The 17,396-nt window shown below is 41.6% G+C and carries 15 protein-coding genes and 1 tRNA gene; 9 read left to right on the top strand and 7 right to left on the bottom strand.

From position 1 onward, the window contains the following. Window positions 1-8: 8 nt before the first annotated feature. The 3 genes from C1A07_RS08310 to C1A07_RS08300 all read right to left on the bottom strand — a co-directional run bounded on the left by C1A07_RS08310 (window position 9) and on the right by C1A07_RS08300 (window position 2,404). Window positions 9-1,052, bottom strand: coding sequence for a V0D/AC39 family V-type ATPase subunit (locus tag C1A07_RS08310; RefSeq protein WP_101876700.1), 1,044 nt, complete (start codon window positions 1,050-1,052; stop codon window positions 9-11). Between the two features lie 4 nt (window positions 1,053-1,056). Further along, window positions 1,057-1,368, bottom strand: a complete 312-nt coding sequence (locus C1A07_RS08305; protein ID WP_101876699.1) for an ATPase — start codon at window positions 1,366-1,368, stop codon at window positions 1,057-1,059. A gap of 205 nt (window positions 1,369-1,573) precedes the next feature. Next, the gene (locus C1A07_RS08300; protein WP_101876698.1) at window positions 1,574-2,404 is read right to left on the bottom strand and encodes an SH3 domain-containing protein; all 831 of its coding nucleotides are present in this window, start codon (window positions 2,402-2,404) and stop codon (window positions 1,574-1,576) included. Between the two features lie 190 nt (window positions 2,405-2,594). Here C1A07_RS08300 and trmB point away from each other — a divergent pair, with 190 nt between their 5' ends. The 9 genes from trmB to ttdB all read left to right on the top strand — a co-directional run bounded on the left by trmB (window position 2,595) and on the right by ttdB (window position 11,371). Next, window positions 2,595-3,239 carry a tRNA (guanosine(46)-N7)-methyltransferase TrmB gene (gene trmB, locus C1A07_RS08295; protein WP_101876697.1) on the top strand — a complete coding sequence of 215 codons (645 nt, stop codon included), beginning with the start codon at window positions 2,595-2,597 and terminating at the stop codon, window positions 3,237-3,239. A gap of 224 nt (window positions 3,240-3,463) precedes the next feature. Then, window positions 3,464-3,781 carry a thioredoxin gene (gene trxA, locus C1A07_RS08290; protein ID WP_101876696.1) on the top strand — a complete coding sequence of 106 codons (318 nt, stop codon included), beginning with the start codon at window positions 3,464-3,466 and terminating at the stop codon, window positions 3,779-3,781. 91 nt (window positions 3,782-3,872) lie between these two features. Beyond that, window positions 3,873-3,945 (top strand) — tRNA-Lys (locus tag C1A07_RS08285). A 199-nt stretch (window positions 3,946-4,144) separates the two neighbouring features. Beyond that, the gene (locus C1A07_RS08280; protein ID WP_101876695.1) at window positions 4,145-5,710 is read left to right on the top strand and encodes a C40 family peptidase; all 1,566 of its coding nucleotides are present in this window, start codon (window positions 4,145-4,147) and stop codon (window positions 5,708-5,710) included. Between the two features lie 288 nt (window positions 5,711-5,998). Then, window positions 5,999-7,087 carry an AraC family transcriptional regulator gene (locus C1A07_RS08275; protein WP_101876694.1) on the top strand — a complete coding sequence of 363 codons (1,089 nt, stop codon included), beginning with the start codon at window positions 5,999-6,001 and terminating at the stop codon, window positions 7,085-7,087. A gap of 300 nt (window positions 7,088-7,387) precedes the next feature. Continuing rightward, on the top strand, window positions 7,388-8,674 hold the full coding sequence (locus C1A07_RS08270) for an SLC13 family permease (RefSeq protein ID WP_101876693.1): 1,287 nt from the start codon (window positions 7,388-7,390) through the stop codon (window positions 8,672-8,674). A gap of 11 nt (window positions 8,675-8,685) precedes the next feature. Next, entirely contained in the window at window positions 8,686-9,822 is a 1,137-nt protein-coding gene (locus C1A07_RS08265; protein ID WP_180952211.1) for a mandelate racemase/muconate lactonizing enzyme family protein, read from the top strand. A 32-nt stretch (window positions 9,823-9,854) separates the two neighbouring features. Then, entirely contained in the window at window positions 9,855-10,754 is a 900-nt protein-coding gene (gene ttdA, locus C1A07_RS08260) for a L(+)-tartrate dehydratase subunit alpha (RefSeq protein WP_101876691.1), read from the top strand. Next, a complete protein-coding gene (gene ttdB / locus C1A07_RS08255; RefSeq protein WP_101876690.1) occupies window positions 10,754-11,371 on the top strand; it encodes a L(+)-tartrate dehydratase subunit beta in 618 nt (205 codons plus the stop codon). Before ttdA ends, ttdB begins: the two co-directional genes overlap by 1 nt. 191 nt (window positions 11,372-11,562) lie before the next feature. On the opposite strand, the gene C1A07_RS08250 is transcribed toward ttdB, so the two are convergent. The 4 genes from C1A07_RS08250 to C1A07_RS08235 all read right to left on the bottom strand — a co-directional run bounded on the left by C1A07_RS08250 (window position 11,563) and on the right by C1A07_RS08235 (window position 17,305). After that, entirely contained in the window at window positions 11,563-13,845 is a 2,283-nt protein-coding gene (locus tag C1A07_RS08250; protein WP_101876689.1) for a sensor histidine kinase, read from the bottom strand. 7 nt (window positions 13,846-13,852) lie between these two features. Beyond that, window positions 13,853-14,551, bottom strand: coding sequence for a response regulator transcription factor (locus C1A07_RS08245; protein WP_101876688.1), 699 nt, complete (start codon window positions 14,549-14,551; stop codon window positions 13,853-13,855). A gap of 227 nt (window positions 14,552-14,778) precedes the next feature. Next, entirely contained in the window at window positions 14,779-15,981 is a 1,203-nt protein-coding gene (locus C1A07_RS08240; protein ID WP_101876687.1) for a hypothetical protein, read from the bottom strand. 58 nt (window positions 15,982-16,039) lie between these two features. Then, window positions 16,040-17,305 carry a Sapep family Mn(2+)-dependent dipeptidase gene (locus tag C1A07_RS08235; protein WP_101876686.1) on the bottom strand — a complete coding sequence of 422 codons (1,266 nt, stop codon included), beginning with the start codon at window positions 17,303-17,305 and terminating at the stop codon, window positions 16,040-16,042. Window positions 17,306-17,396 lie beyond the last annotated feature (91 nt).

Here is a 17,396-nt window from a genome sequence, read left to right as displayed (position 1 = left end):
CCCTCCTTTTAATTTTTCATGGAATATGAAATTATGTCGCTTGTATTGACACCATAGCGAATTCCCTCGATGGTAGTGATAATTCTGTGTATTTCTACATTTTTAAAATAGAAATAGGAGTTAAGAATAGCGATGGAGTAAGGATTTTTTTGACTGGTAACAGAATAGATCCTGCTCAGAACTTTTTCATAGAGCAATTCCAGGTTAGGCCGTTCTGAAATCTCTTCTGTGCGCATTTTCCCATAATAAGTAAATGACAGAAGATTAAAAAATTCTTCTATACTCCCTGATTCTACAAGCTGGCGGATATCCTCCTGCTTTAGCTTATACCGCACAGGAATTAACAGAGAATAAATGGTAGCCGGTTCCATATGGTAATATTTTTTGGACCTGTAAATCCATTGAAGGTTTAACATGTCCATTTGGCTGCCAAAACATTGAGTAATAGTTTTCTGCTCTTCTCTGGTAAATAATTTATTTTTTTGCTTCCAAATCATTCGGAAATGAAATAAGTCCAGCTGCATTTCATAGTCAAATAAGCCGGCCGGTTCATTTTGCTCTAATTCTTTAAAAACTCCGTGGTAAGGCGTGCCTTCTAAAGCCATGGTAAGCTGAGAAAATGTGGAGGCTGACGACAGCTTTTCTAAGTCCAGCTTGGAATGAAGGCGAAAAAATTCCTGGAACATAGATAAATCCAAATTAGCCGGGTTATCCTCCAGGGTATTTCTAAGGCATTTTTTTAATATGGAGATTTCAAAGTTGGTGAAATACAGGTTAAGAAACTTTCGTTGTGACAGATTAGCAAAATGATATAGTTTTTCAAAGTCCTGATGTTGGGAGCGGGAAAGTAATTTTTCAATATCAGAGCGATGCAGCTCTGCGTCTATACCGGAAAATATTTGTCCGTAAGCTGCAGTATTTTTAAGAAATTCAAGTGCCTCCCCTACACTGGAAAGGGAAGCCATATCCTGAAACTGCCGTTCTGATATAAACTTGCTTTTCATGGCCCGAAGCTTTGTGGCAATGCCGCTGTAGCTTAACAGATTTCCCATAAGATCACTCCTTTATCATATCCTGGAACAGCTGATCAACATACTGCATGTGATTTTTCTTGTACAATTGGTCTAAAAGGGCAATGGTCTTGTCAGTATCCTGCTTCTGCAGGTCCAGCTGCTTTTGCATCTCCAGCTCCATTTCAGAGCGCATAGCCTGGATTTTTTCATTGGTTTCAGCCTCCAGCTGCTCATCAAAGGCTTTTGTGCGCTGTTCCATGTCCTTTGAAAGGGCTTGTTTTTGAAGATTAGCATTGTCCATTATGGAAGAGGCTGCAGATTCAATTTCGGAAATCTTACTTATTATATTGTTCAAATTTGTATTCCTCCTCGCCTTTAATATAGTAATTTTTAAAAATATGCTACCATCATACTCTCTTTATTAAAAAAAAGCTAGGGTGAATTTGTATAAAAAGCGCTAAAAAAGTATGCTTGATTGTGAATATTGCACAATGAACAGGGAAAAATGCACATAAAATAGGGCGCAGCATCTTGGCAGATATGCTGCGCCCTTACAGGCTTTACTCTGTGGTGATAAACTCCTTTGAAACGTATGCTTCCTGTCCGTTATACATAATAACCGCCCACTTGTCGTCATAATCTCTTATGTATTCCAGGGATGTTCCTGCTGGAATCAATCCAAGGCGTGCATTGTTGGTGGATGGGTCTTTTCTTACATTTAAAGCGTCTGCAGCCTTATATGTGACTGTGCTTGCAGTAGACGCCGGTTCTGTGCTTGGAATCTCTTCCGCCTCTGTCATAGGCTCCATGGACTGTTGTTCTGAGGTAACAGGCGGGATAGAAGTGGTAGGCGTCTCATCCTGTGTATCGTTCTTAAATAGACGTATTACAATAAGAAGCAAAATGACTATGAGAAGCGGGATCAGCAGTTTAATAAGGTCTTGGGAGGAAAGTCCTTTTTTGCGCCGCTTTTTCCGATTTCCTGAAGAACGGGATGGCTGCTGCTGTGATGAGGAAGGCCTTCTTTTTTGGGTATTGTAATTATTGGCAAAGGTATAAACTTCCTGGGAAAGAAGATGATAGGCCTGGTTGGCATCGTAAGCGTTATCGCTGTTTTCATGGACTGCTTTATTTCCTATAATACGGATCTTGTGAAAGTGCTCGCAGGTAGACTTGCTGATCCAGCGGCCCTGGTACAGCTCGTCTATGGTTTCCATCAAATCTCCGTCAACTATGCAGGCTCGCTCGCCCAGGCACTTTACCATATATTCCAGAGTTTGTCTGGCTTTAACCATAGCCAGGTTGTACTGCTTCTGGCCTATGAGGCGTTCCGTCTCCTTTACGTACCGCTGGATCCTTTCCCAGCTGGATTCTCTGGCTGTATTTCCCATATATGGTTCCTCCTTGGCAAAAATAAAGATTCTTAAATCTATTATACAAAAAAATTCCGAATTCTGCACCATTTTTTTGACTTTTTAAGATAATTGTAAGAGGGTTTTCTACTTGAAAAGAAAACGGCCCAATGATAGAATAAATCAGCAGTATAAAATGAAGAAAATCATTAGTTAAGGAGGAAATCATATGAGACTGCGCCACATAAAAGGGGCAGAAGAGGAGATTTTAAATAGTCCTTATGTCATACAGCAGCCGGAGGCTAAAAAAGGAAGATGGAACGAGGTTTTTGGAAACAATCATCCGATAAAAATTGAAGTAGGCATGGGCAAAGGAAAGTTTATTATGGAGCTGGCTCAAAGAAATCCCCATATTAATTATATAGGAATAGAAAGGTATTCCAGCGTTCTTTTAAGGGGACTTCAGAAAAGAGGAGAGCTGGAGCTTTCTAATATATTTTTTATGTGCGTGGATGCAAAGGAACTGGGAAATATTTTTGAAAAAGGAGAGGTGTCTGGAATTTACCTGAATTTTTCAGATCCATGGCCTAAGGACCGCCACGCGAAAAGACGTTTAACCTCCCGAGAATTTATGAACGTTTATGACCAGATATTAGATGACAACGGCAAAGTGGAATTTAAAACGGACAACAGGCCTTTATTTGATTATTCTATGGAGTCAATTCCTGAGGCAGGGTGGAAGATTGAGATGCATACATACGATCTTCATCACAGTGATTATGTCCAGGGAAATGTAATGACAGAATACGAGGAAAAGTTTGTGGCCAAGGGAAACCCTATCTGCAAATTAATTGCATTTCGCCAAAAATCATAGTAGAATAGAAAACAGGATGTTGCATAAAATAATAACAAGGCTATTAAGCAGCAGGTGAGTATGTGGGCTTTAAAGAAGAATTTTCCAGAAAGATGTCTGGCACAGTCAGTGATAAACCGGAGCTAAACCGGTTAATGCTCAAGTGGAAGCGCTCGTTTTCTGAGGTAGAAAAGACATTAAATGGAAAAAAGAAAAAAGATAAATAGAGAAAAGGAGACAAATTTATGGCAGCAGTATTTAACAGCAGTAATTTTGACAGTGAAGTATTACAGTCTCAGGTTCCTGTATTAGTGGATTTTTATGCAGACTGGTGCGGTCCCTGCAAAATGATGGGACCAGTTATAGAAGAATTAGCGGCGGAGTATGAGGGAAGAGCCAAGGTAGGCAAGCTGAATGTAGACGAAAGCGGTGATATTGCCGAAAGATATGGAGTTATGAGCATTCCTACTTTGCTTGTTATCAGCAAAGGCCAGGTGACAGGCAAATATGTAGGTGTTCAGAGCAAAAGCATGTTGGCAGCTGAGATTGAAAAGAATTTCTAAATAATAGAAATTTTTTCTTAAAAAAAGCTTGACTTTTTTTTAGTCTTGAGATAGAATGATGTTCGTGTCACAGAGAAGTGATACGACATAAGCGCCTTTAGCTCAGTTGGTAGAGCAGTAGACTCTTAATCTATTTGTCCAGGGTTCGAGTCCCTGAAGGCGCATTACAAAGTACTGGTTTTGCAGACTGAGAGCTGTGGGGCTGGTGCTTTTTTTTGTTCTGGTGGTAAATATTAAGAAGTTTTTACGACTTCTTTAAGATAAAAAAAGATAGGATTTATGTCAATTTTCTATTTTCATTTCCCGACTAAGTATGCTAAAATATACGTAAATTCGACTAAGCATATAAAGAGGGTAAAATCCATGAATATAAATCTTCCTATAAGAATGTGCCTGCTTGTGGGCACACTGGCGGCTGTATGCCTGACGGGGTGCCAAAACTCTGTAAATTCCAACGATCCTATTGTAGTAACAGCAGCTCCGGAACCAGAAACAAAGCCGGAGCTTGCTATTGTTCAAATGACTCCGGACGGACCATTATTTCCTGACAACAAAGCGATTGAAGCTGGCGAGCCTATTCCTGACTACATACGTAAGGGCGTGGAGCACCCGGTAGTGGCTTCCCTGCAGCAGCGTCTTATGGACTTAGGTTTTATGGATAACGACGAGCCTACAGAATATTACGGGGATATGACGGTAGCTGCTGTAAAGCATTTTCAGCGTCAGAATGGGCTTCCCCAGGACGGTATTGTGGGACAGAATACATTAAATGCAATTATGTCTCCTGATGCCAAGTATTATGCAGTGTCTAAAGGTGTTGAGGGAGACGATATTGAAAGGATTCAGGGACGTCTTTACGAGCTGGGATATTTGGCTACGCCTGATTTAGTAACAGGAAACTTTGGAGACATGACAGAAGCCGCTGTAATTAAGCTTCAGCAGGTAAATGGTCTGGAGCAGGATGGAAAGGTGGGACAGAAAACTGTTAACCTTCTTTACAGCGATGAAATTAAGCCAAATATGCTTACATATGGAGAGAAAAGCGACGTAGTTTTGGCCTGCCAGGAAAGGCTGAAGCTTTTAGGATACATGACTTCTGAGCCAGACGGAGCATACGGAGATGATACAACCATAGCAGTAAAACAGTTTCAGGCCAGAAACGACCTGGTTGTAGACGGTTATTTGGGCCCGTCTACACGAATCGCTTTAAACAGCTCTGCTGCAGTGCCTAACGGAATAAGCCTTGGAGATCAAGGTGATGCAGTGCGGAGAGTTCAGGAGCTTCTAAATAAATATGGTTATCTGGTGGCAGGGAATATTACCAGCTACTACGGGGAAGTAACAGAAAATGCAGTAAAAGAATTCCAGCGTCAGAACGGACTTTCAGCGGACGGCTCTGTAGGGGCCATGACCATGAATAAGCTGACAGGCAGCAATGTAAAGAAGGCGCCGGCTAAATCGTCTCAAAAGAAAGAATCATCTGGCGGCAATAATAATAAAAATAACAATAACAATAACAGCAACAAGGGAAGTACCTCGGGAGGCGGCTCTGTAATTCACAACAGCGGAGGCGTAAGTTCCCTGATTTCCGTAGCTCAGTCCAAGATCGGATGCCCATATGTATGGGGGGCTAAGGGAGCAAATTCCTTTGACTGCTCCGGCTTTGTATATTGGTGTTTAAATCAGGTAGGAGTCAGACAAAGCTACTTAACCTCTTCTGGTTGGAGAAATGTAGGTAAATACCAAAAGATTACCAGCTTTGGAAGCCTGCAGGCAGGAGATATTATTGTAGTTAAAGGTCATGTAGGCATTGTGGCCGGAGGCGGTCAGGTAATCGATGCCTCATCCAGCCATGGCCGTGTTGTACAAAGATCTTTAAGCTCCTGGTGGGCAAACAACTTTATATGCGGTTGGAGAATTTTCGGTTAAGATTCAATGAAAATTATATTGTTTCTGAATTAAAGGGGTCTAAATAAGATCGCCTAGGGCTACAGTTCTCTCAAGAGAGGCGCTGGTTTATATATATACAGTTTGCATTTGATTTTTGGGAGGAGAAAGTGGAGTAGGAGATTGAGAAAATATAGAGCAGGCAGTCAAACTTAGGGCTTGGCTGTCTGCTTTTACATTAGACGGGTGAATGAAGGAACATTGTGTAGATGATGGTCCACGTTCGGAGAAGGATGCTAAGACAACAGAGGACAAAGGGGAATATCGGTTATGAGAGAATTTTATTATACTTACTGTCAGCCGGAAAAGCACATTAACATCAGCCAGTATGTATACCGTATTGGGTCTTATCATTACAACTGGCTTAATGAGATTGAGTTAATGGTGATTTTAAATGGGGAGGTAGAAGTCTGCGCAGGAGGCAGCAGTTGGGTACTGAAGCCAGACGACGTAATTCTAATCAACTCTAACACTGGACATGCTACTCTGGCTAGGAAGATGGACAGCATTGCCATGGTAATTCATGTGAACCCAGCTTTTTTGAAAGAATATTACCCCGATATTGAATATCTCACCTTTCAGTTAGTATCAGGACCTGAGACAAGGCAGATGACAGAGTTTGTAAAACTGCGCTGTTATTTGGCTAAGGCGATGCTGGAAAACGGAGAGTTTGGACCTGGGGGAAAACTGCATTTTGAAACTTGTTTTTACAAAGTGATGGATTTGATTTGCCGGGCATTTCCACCAGAGAGAAATCGGTCTGCATTTTTTAGTCTACAGCAGAAGAAAATTAAAGCTATTCAGGAAATGACAGCATTTATTGATAAGAATTATAAGGAGAGAATAACATTGGATCAATTGGCGACAGAATGGGGATATAACAGCAGTTATGTTTCCCAACTGTTCCGGACATGTTTGGGAATAAATTTTTATGATTATCTGACCAGAATCCGTCTTAGAGAGGCTGTGAAAGAATTGACGGAGACGGATAAAAGAATTTTAGACATTGCAGCGGAAAACGGATTCTCCGACTTAAAATCTTTTAATTTAAAATTTCGAGAGATGTTTGGGAAAAAACCGACAGAATACAGAAATCAAGTGGGGGAGGAGCATCGAAAAAATGATGCCAGCTTTAAAAAGCAGTTTTTAAGGGAGGATGACGTACTAGTGGTCCAAAGGCTGAAAAGTTATTTGGAGATATGTGAAGATGGTAATTGGAAATATCAACCTGAAAATATTAAAAACGAGGCTGTAACTAAACAGCTGGAAGGTAAGTCCGACCAGGTGGCTAAATGTTTGAGAAGACTTGTAGATGAGATGGACAGAGTTGTCGCTGATATGGAGCAGTTGGGAAAATAGGTAAGGACATGGGAGTTATACTCACATGTCTTTTTTGATGAAAAATAGGAAATCTAAAAAAATGCCAGAGGTATATTTTTAGATATAATATCAATGAAAATATAGGTAGCTCTCATTTTTATAAAAGGAAGAAGGAAAAAGGGGAAAAATATTTTAGGTATTTTTTTATATAGATAAAGAAAAAATGCCGGAAGGGCAGATTAGAACAGCTGGAAAGATATAAAAAATAGGGAGGAAAATGAAAAGAAAGAGTAGTATCCTGGAGTCAGAAAAGGGGTAAAAAAATAAAGGAGGGAAATTATGAGTTCTATTACTGTCTGTATCGTGATTTTCGTGTTGTCTATGATTAGTTTTGGGTTGAATAAGCTGCCCATGGCGGTGACATCCTTGGCAACGATGATCCTTCTAATCATCACCAGGTGTATTGACTCTGGGGAGGCATTAGCGGGGTTTGGAAATACCAACAATATAGTGATTGTCGGAATGTTTGTAATCGCTGCGGGGCTGAATCGAACTAGCTTTGTTGACCGAATGTCAGCTGGGATTATCCGGGTTTCCGGCGGTTCCTTCAAGCGTGCATACCTTGGCTATCTGATTGTGGCATTTTTGCTGACAAACTTTCTAAATAGCCCGCTGACTGTATTCGCTATCGTATTTCCTATGTGTTATGCTATGAGTGAAACCTTCGGGGTCAGCCCATCCAAAACTATGTTTCCTCTGTGTGTAATCAGCGTGGTGTGCTGCTGTGCATTGCCCCTGAGTGCAGCAGTGACGGATGCAGGGATGTTCAATGGTTATCTGGAGGCCTATGGAGTCACGGAATATGCATTAACACCTATGGATTTTTGTATAGCGAGGTTGCCAATCTCCATTTTAACTATGGTTTGGGCGTACACCTATGGTTTGAAAAACGCGCCTGAGCAGCCTGTGATGCCAATTCAAGTATCTAGTCAGAAAAAGGAGGATAAAAAGCCGCTTAAACCATTTGCAGAGGCAGCAGGAATTGCTATCTTTTTTGGAAGTATTCTGCTAATGATTACCAGTAGTTTTCATGGAATTCCCACATGGGAGATCGCCTTTGCTGGAGCGGTATTAACAGTCATCTGTGGAGTATTGACAGAACAGGAAGCAGTTAAGGCTATACCGGTATCAGTATCTTTCATCTATGTGGGCTCGCTTGCCATGGCTGGCGCTCTGACCAATACGGGAGCCGGCGATATTGTAGGGAATTGGCTGGCTGGTACCATGGCCGGAACGCACAATGGTTATTTGCTAGGCGGGGCATTTTTTCTGGTAGCATTCTTATTTACGCAGTTGATGCTAAACAAGGCAGTTTATGGTATTTTCATTCCTATTGCTATCCTAACCTGTCAGGCAATGGGAGCTAACCCTATTGGGCCGATCCTTCTGACATTTTCCGGTTCTATGTCATCAATTTTAACACCTATGGCCACGCCAGCAGTGCCTATGGCCATGGGAGCAGGCGGATATGATCAGCTGTCTTTGCTGAAACAAGGATGGATAATCTCGATAATTCTGATTATAGGTTATATCGGTTATGTAATGACTGTATTTCCAGCATTTTAAGGAGGATTTCTATGAAAATAACAAAAATAGAACCGATCCTGGCAGGGACTAGGTATCTGTTTGTGAAGGTTCATACAGACCAGGGCCTGGTGGGACTGGGCGAGTGTGGCGCGTGGTGTTATCAGGAAGCAACGGCAGCAGTATTAAAACAGATGGAGCATCATTTGCTGGGGTTGGACCCGCTGAGGATAGAATATATCTGGGATGGACTTACCAGATGCTTTCATTTCCGAGGGTCTGTGGTTATGGCGGCGATCTCGGGTATTGATATTGCATTGTGGGATTTGAAGGGAAAATATTTCGGTGTACCTTGTTATGAACTTTTAGGCGGACAAGTGCGAGAGAAAGCCCGTATTTATGTAAATATAAAGGGGAAAACACCAGAGGCTATGGCGGATAAAGCTGAGAAATTGGCGGCCCAGGGATTTGGAGCTATCCGTTACTCTATTGGACATCCAGAAAATGAAAATGGGCGTTGTGGGGAGAATTTTTCTGCTGTAGTCAATCGAATGGAGAGTACCTTTGCAGCAATTCGGGAAAGTGTGGGCTGGGATGTAGATGTGGCTGTGGAATGTCATCGCGGCTTGAAGCCTGCAGAGGCTATTGAGGCCGGCCGGGTGTTGGAAAAATACAGGCCTTATTTTTATGAGGACCCAATACCGGACAACCTGTTGGCACTGGCGCAAGTTATTGAACAGTGCCATGTGCCAGTGGCGACGGGAGAACGATTTATTAACCCTGTAGAGTTTGAGGAACTACTGGAAGGTACATCTGTGCGCTATATTCGACCAGACATGTGTGTTGCCGGTGGGCTGACTGCAGGAAAAAAAATTGCGGCTCAAGCGGAGGCTAGAGCGGTGTATCTTATTCCTCACAATCCTTTGGGACCTGTTTCTACAGCAGCATGTCTGCAATTAAATGCTTGTATTCCAAATTTTGAAATTCAGGAATATCCAATGGTGAATGGAGAGTGCCCGCTGAATAGGGAGATGAAAAGGGCATTTGAAATTGAGAATGGTTATATAAAGATCCCCACCGGGCCGGGGCTAGGAATAGAGTTAATCGACGATATTGACTGTGTGTTTCCTTTTACTGGTCGATACGGAAAGTTTTGGATGCATGAGGATGGATCAATTGTAGATAGATAGGAAGTCTGTTTGAGTGAAAGGGAAAAGAGGGTATGGATCGAGAGAATTTGATAGAAAAAATGACGGATGTAATGGCGCGGTTTGTGGCTTACACCGGTAAAGTACTGCCAGATGATGTGCGGGAAAAATTGAGAGAGTTGGCAAACCAGGAAACGGCGCCACTAACAAAGCATATTTATGCTACAATGGAGGAAAATCAAAGACTGGCGGCTGAACTGAATCGTCCTAGTTGTCAGGATACCGGTGTTCTGCAGTTTTTTGTTAAGTGCGGCACGGAATTTCCTCTGATAAGAGAATTAGAGTCTCTTTTGAAAGAAGCAGTAATCCGCGCGACAGTACAAGCCCCTTTGCGCCACAATAGTGTAGAGACTTTTGATGAGTACAATACAGGAAACAATGTGGGAAAGGGCATACCTACGGTGTTTTGGGAGATCATACCGAACAGCGGTCGGTGTGAAATTGACACTTATATGGCCGGTGGCGGATGCAGCCTTCCGGGGCGGGCTATGGTGCTGATGCCTGGAGCAGGCTATGAAGGAGTGGTAGAATTTGTAATGGATGTGATGACCAGCTATGGAATTAATGCATGTCCGCCGCTTCTGGTAGGTGTGGGAGTAGCTACCTCTGTAGAGACAGCTGCGCTGCTTTCAAAAAAAGCTTTGATGCGCCCTCTGGGCAGCCACAATCTTAATGAGCGTGCAGAAAAACTAGAACAGCTTTTGGAGGCAGGGATCAATGCTATTGGCCTTGGTCCGCAAGGATTATCAGGAAGTGCTTCAGTGTTAGGCGTCCATGTGGAAAATGCAGCGCGGCATCCCTCTGTAATTGGTGTAGCAGTGAATGTAGGCTGCTGGTCTCACAGAAGAGGACACATTGAATTTGATCAAGACCTAAATTACCAGATTACCTCACATAAGGAGGTGAAATTGTAATGGAGAAGAAAGTTTTAACTACGCCGGTGAAGGCTGAGGACCTAGAGGGAATTAGGGCAGGTGATGTGGTGTATTTGACAGGTACCCTGGTAACCTGTAGGGATGTGGCTCACAGGAGGCTTATAGAGAAAGGGCGGCAGCTTCCTGTGGATGTGAAAGAAAAAGCAATTATTCATGCGGGACCTATTGTAAGACCTGTTGGGAATAGTGAGGAGCGCTTTGAAATGGTGTCCATAGGCCCCACCACTAGTATGCGGATGGAAAAATTCGAGAAAGAATTTATTCGACAGACTGGTGTGCGGGTAATTGTAGGAAAGGGAGGTATGGGCGACGGCACCGTAGAAGGGTGTCAGGAATTTAAAGCTATTCATTGTGTTTTTCCGGCCGGCTGTGCTGTGGTGGCGGCTGCTTGTGTAGAAGAAATCGAGGATGCCCAATGGAAGGAGCTTGGTATGCCGGAAACTCTGTGGAAATGCAGGGTAAAGGAGTTTGGTCCACTAATTGTTTCTATTGACACTTATGGAAATAATTTGTTTGAGCAGAACAAAAAAATATTCAATGAGAGAAAAAATAGGGAGACGGAACAAATCTGTAGAGAAGTAAAATTTATCAAGTGAATTGGGATAATAAAAAGGAGCCATTACATAATAAATGAGCAATCATTTATAAAGGAATGGTTCCTTTTTTGTGCCTGAGAATAGAAAACAGGCTCCGAAGAGCCTGCTATCTTTAATATTATTAAATAATGAAAAGTAAATTAACATAAAATTATATTGAATTTGATATTGGATTATTTTCCAGAGTATCTTTATATTTCCTGATGTTCTGCTTTATCAGATTCATGTTTAATAGGAAAAGAAATATGAACCTTAAATAAATCCCCATCTATAATAATTTCAAATGTACCGCCCTGCAGCTGAGTCAGGCTTTGGGCAATAGACAGGCCAAGACCGCTGCCTTCAGTAGTTCTGGCTACATCTCCCCGCACAAAACGTTCCGTCAATTCATCAGGGCTAATATTTAATGGGCTTGCAGAAACATTTTTTATGGTAAAGAATACCTGGGAATTATCTGAGGAAGTTTCAATGTCCACATAAACTCTGCTGTTTTCCATGGCGTATTTAAAGGTATTGTTGTACAGGTTTTCCAGAACCCTCCACAGCCGTCTGCCGTCTGCTTCAATAATAATAGATGTTTCTGGTATTTTAGTTACAAGCTCCAGGTGGTGGGAATCAAATTTCTCTTCAAATTCCCCATTGGTTTGCTGCACAAGCTGAACTAAGTCAATATCTGAAATTTCCAGCTTCAGATTTCCGGAGCTGGCCTTAGAGGCCTCCACCAGATCCTCTGTCAGATTTTTCAGCCTTTGTGACTTCTGCTCCAAAATATCTAAGTAGCTCTGAATTTTAGGATCCTGAATTTTTTCACGTTTAATTAGATCTACATAGTTAATAATTGAGGTTAAAGGCGTTTTTATGTCATGGGAAACATTCGTAATCAAATCTGCTTTTAGGCGCTCGCTTTTCACCTGTTCGTTAAGAGCTGACTCAAGTCCCATTCCAATATTATTGATTCTCTGCGCCAGAACTTTCTCTTTACCTGTAAATAGCTCTAAATCAATTTGATAAGACGTATTGCCGTCTGCAATTCCTATAATCGCTTCATTAATTTTGTCATGCTCCCAGCAGCTGTGAAACAGATTGTGGAACGCCCAAAAGTCCAAAAGAAACAGAAGAATTCCCAGGACAGCGGAAAGGGACATGCCCAAGGCTCCTTCGCTGGTAATGGCAGCTATAAATATTCCGCCAAACAACAGCAGATTTGTCAGCAGAAATAAGGAATAAATAACTGCCAGGCGAATTGTAAATTTCTTTCGGAGAAAATATAGGGAAGCTATTTTCCGGAAGCTGCGGAACATACTGTTAGACCAAAGAGTATGTGCTTTGTAGCGGCGGATAATACTTAAACCTTCTATCAAACAGAATACATAAATAATACTGGTCTGTACCGCCATATCAATGTAGTTCCAATGAGGTATACTGAACAAGGTGTGAAGCAGCTTGCAGATTACCTTGTCGCCTACATAAAGAGCCAGAACTGTACAGATAGCACATAAAATCAGACTGTTTTCAAAAGTGATCTTATCCAGATAATACAATGTTCTTCCGGTTATAGAATGAATAATCTGATACAATGTAATAAGACATCCTGCAAGGCCAATAAACAGGCACAGAACACCTGCAGCGTACATAATTTTGGCTCTGTAAAATACCTGCTCTAAATCCTGGTAAATATCATTTTGAGTATATTCTGTATCTAAAGCAATAATGGCATAGTAATTGTTATTATCGTAAGGATTGCTGGATTCAGCCATAGCGGACATGCCTGCCGGAGGAATATTAAAATTAGAATCCACAATCAGGGAGGAGCCGCTTACATAACAATATTCTCCCAGAGCCTTCAACTGATCCACAGACAAATCAGGGGTATTTGTGAAAAGGCTGGTGTCAGTCTCCGTGTACTGATAATAAATCTGAAAATACAGGTTAGAGGGCTGTCCAATCAGATTATTGCTCACTTTATAATAGTTTCCCAGGCAGGTTAAGGCTTCTTTCGATAAATCTGCCAGAGACATAATAGCATCTGCTGGTTCTGTAAGTATTTCTACCGGCTGGTAAGCTTTCCAATTGATCCTTACATCAGGGGAAGGAATTTTGTCGTCTATGGGCACTGTCTGCACCTGATAGTCATCATCCAGATAATACCCTTGAGCTTTTGCATAGCGGATTAACTCATCTAAAGTATAAGTTGTCTCCGAGGTATTTAAACTCATATAAGAAATACTGGCGATTTCCTTGTTAAAATCCAGCTCCCCATTTGTCTCAAAAACATCCCTGTAATTTACATAGTCAAAGATACAGCGAATATCAGACTGAAATTTTTCCTGAAACAAAGAGGAATCTTCAAAGCTTTCTGTTGTAAGCCAGGAAAGTCCCCGGCCATAATTAGAGTTTGAGAACATTAGCCCAATACCAATTAACGCGAACACAGCAAAGGACAAATGTAAAATAAGTATAGTAAATTTTTTCATAAGCTACCTATTGTTTTTCGATTTTATATCCTACGCCCCAAACAACCTTTAAATATCGGGGCTCTCTGGGATTGATCTCTATTTTTTCCCGGATATGACGGATATGTACAGCTACTGTATTGTCAGCTCCAATGGCTTCCTCGTTCCAAATTTGTTCATAAATTTCATCAATAGAAAAAACCTTACCTGCATTTTTTACAAGAAGAAGCAGAATATTGTATTCAATAGGAGTTAACTTAATCAACTCCCCGTCTACCATAACTTCTTTATTGTCATCATTAATCTGAAGTCCGCCGCACTTAAAAATATGCTCGCTTTCCTGCTGCTGATTCATATTGCCCAGCTGAGTATAACGCCTTAACTGAGATTTTACTCTGGCCACCAGCTCTAAAGGGTTAAAGGGCTTTGTAATATAATCGTCGGCGCCAATATTCAGTCCCAGAATTTTATCAGTGTCCTCAGATTTTGCAGACAAAATTATAATAGGAATACTGCTGGTTTCCCGCACCTTTAAAGTGGTGCGAATACCGTCCAGACCAGGCATCATAACATCCACAATCAATAAATCTACTTCATTTGTTTCCAATAATTCTAAAGCTTCATAGCCATCATAAGCTTTTATAATATGAAAACCTTCTCCTGCCAGGTAAATGTCAATGGCATCCACAATTTGTTTATCGTCATCACAGACAAGAATATTCTGCATGGAAAAAACCTCCTCTTGTATATAAGTATATCAGCCTTATTTTACCATTATACAACGAGATGACCTAAGGGGCTACCTTTTATTTTTTAAGAAAGATGAAGGAAATTCTTACATAACAAAAAGCGCCTCACATCAGGCGGCCGCTTGTTCTGAAAATACAGATTATGCGGCACCCTTAGAAGCGCTTTTCATTGTATAACAAAGGTGTATAACGTGCTTAAATTATTTTACAGGAATCCAATGAAAATACCTGCGATAATTACAGAAGCGATTGTTACTGTTACGAAACCGCCTACCAACATCTTTGGCAGCGTATTTTCAATCAGGAACTCTCTCTCATCTGGATCTTCAGTAACGCTTTTTGCAGACTCATGTGTCAGCATAAAGTTCTGTGGGAAGCCATAAAGTGCGTTCATTGCAATGGAGAATGACATTGCCGGACTTTCGCCTAAAGCCTTTCCTACAAAGAAAGAAATAATATACATACCGATAATGCCAAAGAACAAAATGCCGCACAGAGGAATGATTAACTGAGCAACCATTTCTGGTGTGGAACGGTTCAGATCGGCAAAGATATATCCTAACAGAGCTGTCATCAGGAATCCGAAGGAGTTTGCCTTGTTCAAAGTTTTCTTTTCAACAAAACCGATTTCAGAAGCAATAACACCAAAGATTAAAGATACAACCAATTTGTGAATAGTAAAGCTTGCGCCTGCAGCAGCCAGAAGCTTATTTAAAGCATCTGATGTAAAGTATGCCAGCATAGCTACAAAGCCAAGACGAAGAAGCATAAAAGTATTGCTTTCATATTTCTCAGGAACGTGTGGGAAAATACGGAACTTACCTTCTAATTCTCCGCTTTCCTCAGCTACAGCAACTCTCTTCATAGCGCCTGAACGATATGCGTTTAAAAGTCTGCGGTCTTCTCTTTTCAGCATAAAGGAGGTTAATGGATATCCCACAAATCCCTGTCCAACGTATACCAGAATTGGAAGAACAATCAGGTCCTCCAGACCTTTTGCCTTTGCGGCGTCACCCATAAGCAGAGTGGCAACAGTACCGCCTGTTAAAGGAGGAGTAGCAATAAATGCAATATCGCTGCCAAATACCATTCTGCCCAGTGTCATGGTGCCTAAAATAATACCAACCAGACCTGCACATGCGATTACAACAGTTTTCCACTGGTCAATCAGCTGCTTTAAATCCAGCATAGTTCCCATGTGGGTGATTAACAGGTACATAGCCAGCAGAGATAAGTTGGCAAAGCCTGCTGTAGTTACAATATCTTTTGGAAGGATTGTCCAGAATCCTACCATAAATAACAGCGCCTGTACAAATACAGACGGAATAACGGCCTTGGTTGCTGTAGAGATTGTGTCACCAATTACCAATATAGCTAAAATAATCGTAAAGCCAATAATAATTTCCATAAAGCCTTTCCTCCTGAAGCCGCCCCCAAGCGGCTTTCCCCTATAATTTTAGTGTGCTTTAAAGTTCTTCAATAACATTTGCAAGAATCTGGTAGGTAAGCAGCATATTATCATAATTCCAGCATTCATTTGTCTTGTGATTAGTGTTTTCCTCACCAGGCAAAAGAGGTCCGAAGGCTACTGCATTTTCAAAGGTTCTTGCGTAAGTGCCGCCGCCTACGGAAATAGGTTCGTCGTCTCTGCCTGTACAGTCCTTATAAACTCTCTGCAAAGTAGTAACCAGCTGAGAGTCCTTAGGAACATAAAGAGAACCCAGAACAAAATCACATACAGCGGTAAAACCTAAAGGAGCTACTTTTTCATTGATTGCAGCAGTTACATCTTCAGGCTTAAAGGTTACTGGCACACGCAGGTCGCATTTTACTTCCGCATGGTCAGCAGTTACAACAGAAATAGCAGGATTTAAAGTAAGCTTACCTGACTGCTCGTCCTCTAAATCAATGCCCCAGCCCTTAGTATCAGCAATTTCCATAAGCTTTACAAAAGGATGATCTACGCCGTCGGCAGCCAGTTTTTTACACAGTTCTCTTGTTGCGTTTACACCTAATTCTGGGCGGGAAGCGTGAGCAGCCTTTCCTTCAGCCTCATAAGTCTTGCCATTTACCACAGCTTTTGCTGAAGCCGGAACAATATTATATGTTTTTCCGCCTTCCAGCTCTATAGGCTGCACAGAGCTGTCCAAATCCTGAGAAACAGTTACATGAATAATGCCTTTTTCAGCGTATGTAGACGGATAATCGCCGTCAGGTGAGAAAGAACATACAGGAAGTTCTTCTGTCTGGCGGTATCTTTTCATACATACCCAGGCGCCGCTTTCCTCGTCGCCGCCTACAATCAAGCGCACCCGCTTGTCTTTTAAAGCGCCGGCGTCTGTTAATGCCTTTAAGGCATAAAGACTTAAAATGGTAGGACCTTTATCGTCACAGATTCCGCGGCCATATACTTTGCCGTCGATCAGTGTGGCGTCAAAGGGATCTGCCTTCCAGCCCTCTGCCTCTACAGGCACCACATCTACATGGGTGAGAACAGCGACCATTTTATCACCCTGTCCAGCTTCAATCCATCCGCAGTATCCGTCCAGCATTTTCGTTTTAAAACCCATACCTTTAGCCAGATCCAATACATAGTTTAAAGCCTTGTATACGCCTTCCCCTAAAGGCATATCGTCTGTGACTAATCCACAATTGTGATTTACTGTATGGATTTGCATCAGCCCCCGCAGGTCATGGAACATGGCCTGTTCATCCAATGGATATTGTTTCATACAATAACCTCCTTAGATTTGTTAAAACATTACTTAGAATATTTTAACAAATTAAAGGCAGAATTGCAATAGAAATTAGAATGTTTCGACA

It is taken from the genome of Lachnoclostridium edouardi, from assembly GCF_900240245.1.
In the GTDB taxonomy this organism is placed as follows: Bacteria; Bacillota; Clostridia; order Lachnospirales; family Lachnospiraceae; genus Lachnoclostridium_A; species Lachnoclostridium_A edouardi.
Note: the sequence above shows the minus strand (reverse complement) of the source record. Positions and strands in the feature narration are given on the sequence as shown.

Bases quoted from the DNA above. Each gene is read 5' to 3' on its own strand.
- C1A07_RS08310 (WP_101876700.1), bottom strand. From the start codon at position 1,052: ATGGGAAATCTGTTAAGCTACAGCGGCATTGCCACAAAGCTTCGGGCC.
- C1A07_RS08300 (WP_101876698.1), bottom strand. From the start codon at position 2,404: ATGGGAAATACAGCCAGAGAATCCAGCTGGGAAAGGATCCAGCGGTAC.
- trmB (WP_101876697.1), top strand. From the start codon at position 2,595: ATGAGACTGCGCCACATAAAAGGGGCAGAAGAGGAGATTTTAAATAGT.
- trxA (WP_101876696.1), top strand. From the start codon at position 3,464: ATGGCAGCAGTATTTAACAGCAGTAATTTTGACAGTGAAGTATTACAG.
- C1A07_RS08280 (WP_101876695.1), top strand. From the start codon at position 4,145: ATGAATATAAATCTTCCTATAAGAATGTGCCTGCTTGTGGGCACACTG.
- C1A07_RS08275 (WP_101876694.1), top strand. From the start codon at position 5,999: ATGAGAGAATTTTATTATACTTACTGTCAGCCGGAAAAGCACATTAAC.
- C1A07_RS08270 (WP_101876693.1), top strand. From the start codon at position 7,388: ATGAGTTCTATTACTGTCTGTATCGTGATTTTCGTGTTGTCTATGATT.
- C1A07_RS08265 (WP_180952211.1), top strand. From the start codon at position 8,686: ATGAAAATAACAAAAATAGAACCGATCCTGGCAGGGACTAGGTATCTG.
- ttdA (WP_101876691.1), top strand. From the start codon at position 9,855: ATGGATCGAGAGAATTTGATAGAAAAAATGACGGATGTAATGGCGCGG.
- ttdB (WP_101876690.1), top strand. From the start codon at position 10,754: ATGGAGAAGAAAGTTTTAACTACGCCGGTGAAGGCTGAGGACCTAGAG.
- C1A07_RS08250 (WP_101876689.1), bottom strand. From the start codon at position 13,845: ATGAAAAAATTTACTATACTTATTTTACATTTGTCCTTTGCTGTGTTC.
- C1A07_RS08245 (WP_101876688.1), bottom strand. From the start codon at position 14,551: ATGCAGAATATTCTTGTCTGTGATGACGATAAACAAATTGTGGATGCC.
- C1A07_RS08240 (WP_101876687.1), bottom strand. From the start codon at position 15,981: ATGGAAATTATTATTGGCTTTACGATTATTTTAGCTATATTGGTAATT.
- C1A07_RS08235 (WP_101876686.1), bottom strand. From the start codon at position 17,305: ATGAAACAATATCCATTGGATGAACAGGCCATGTTCCATGACCTGCGG.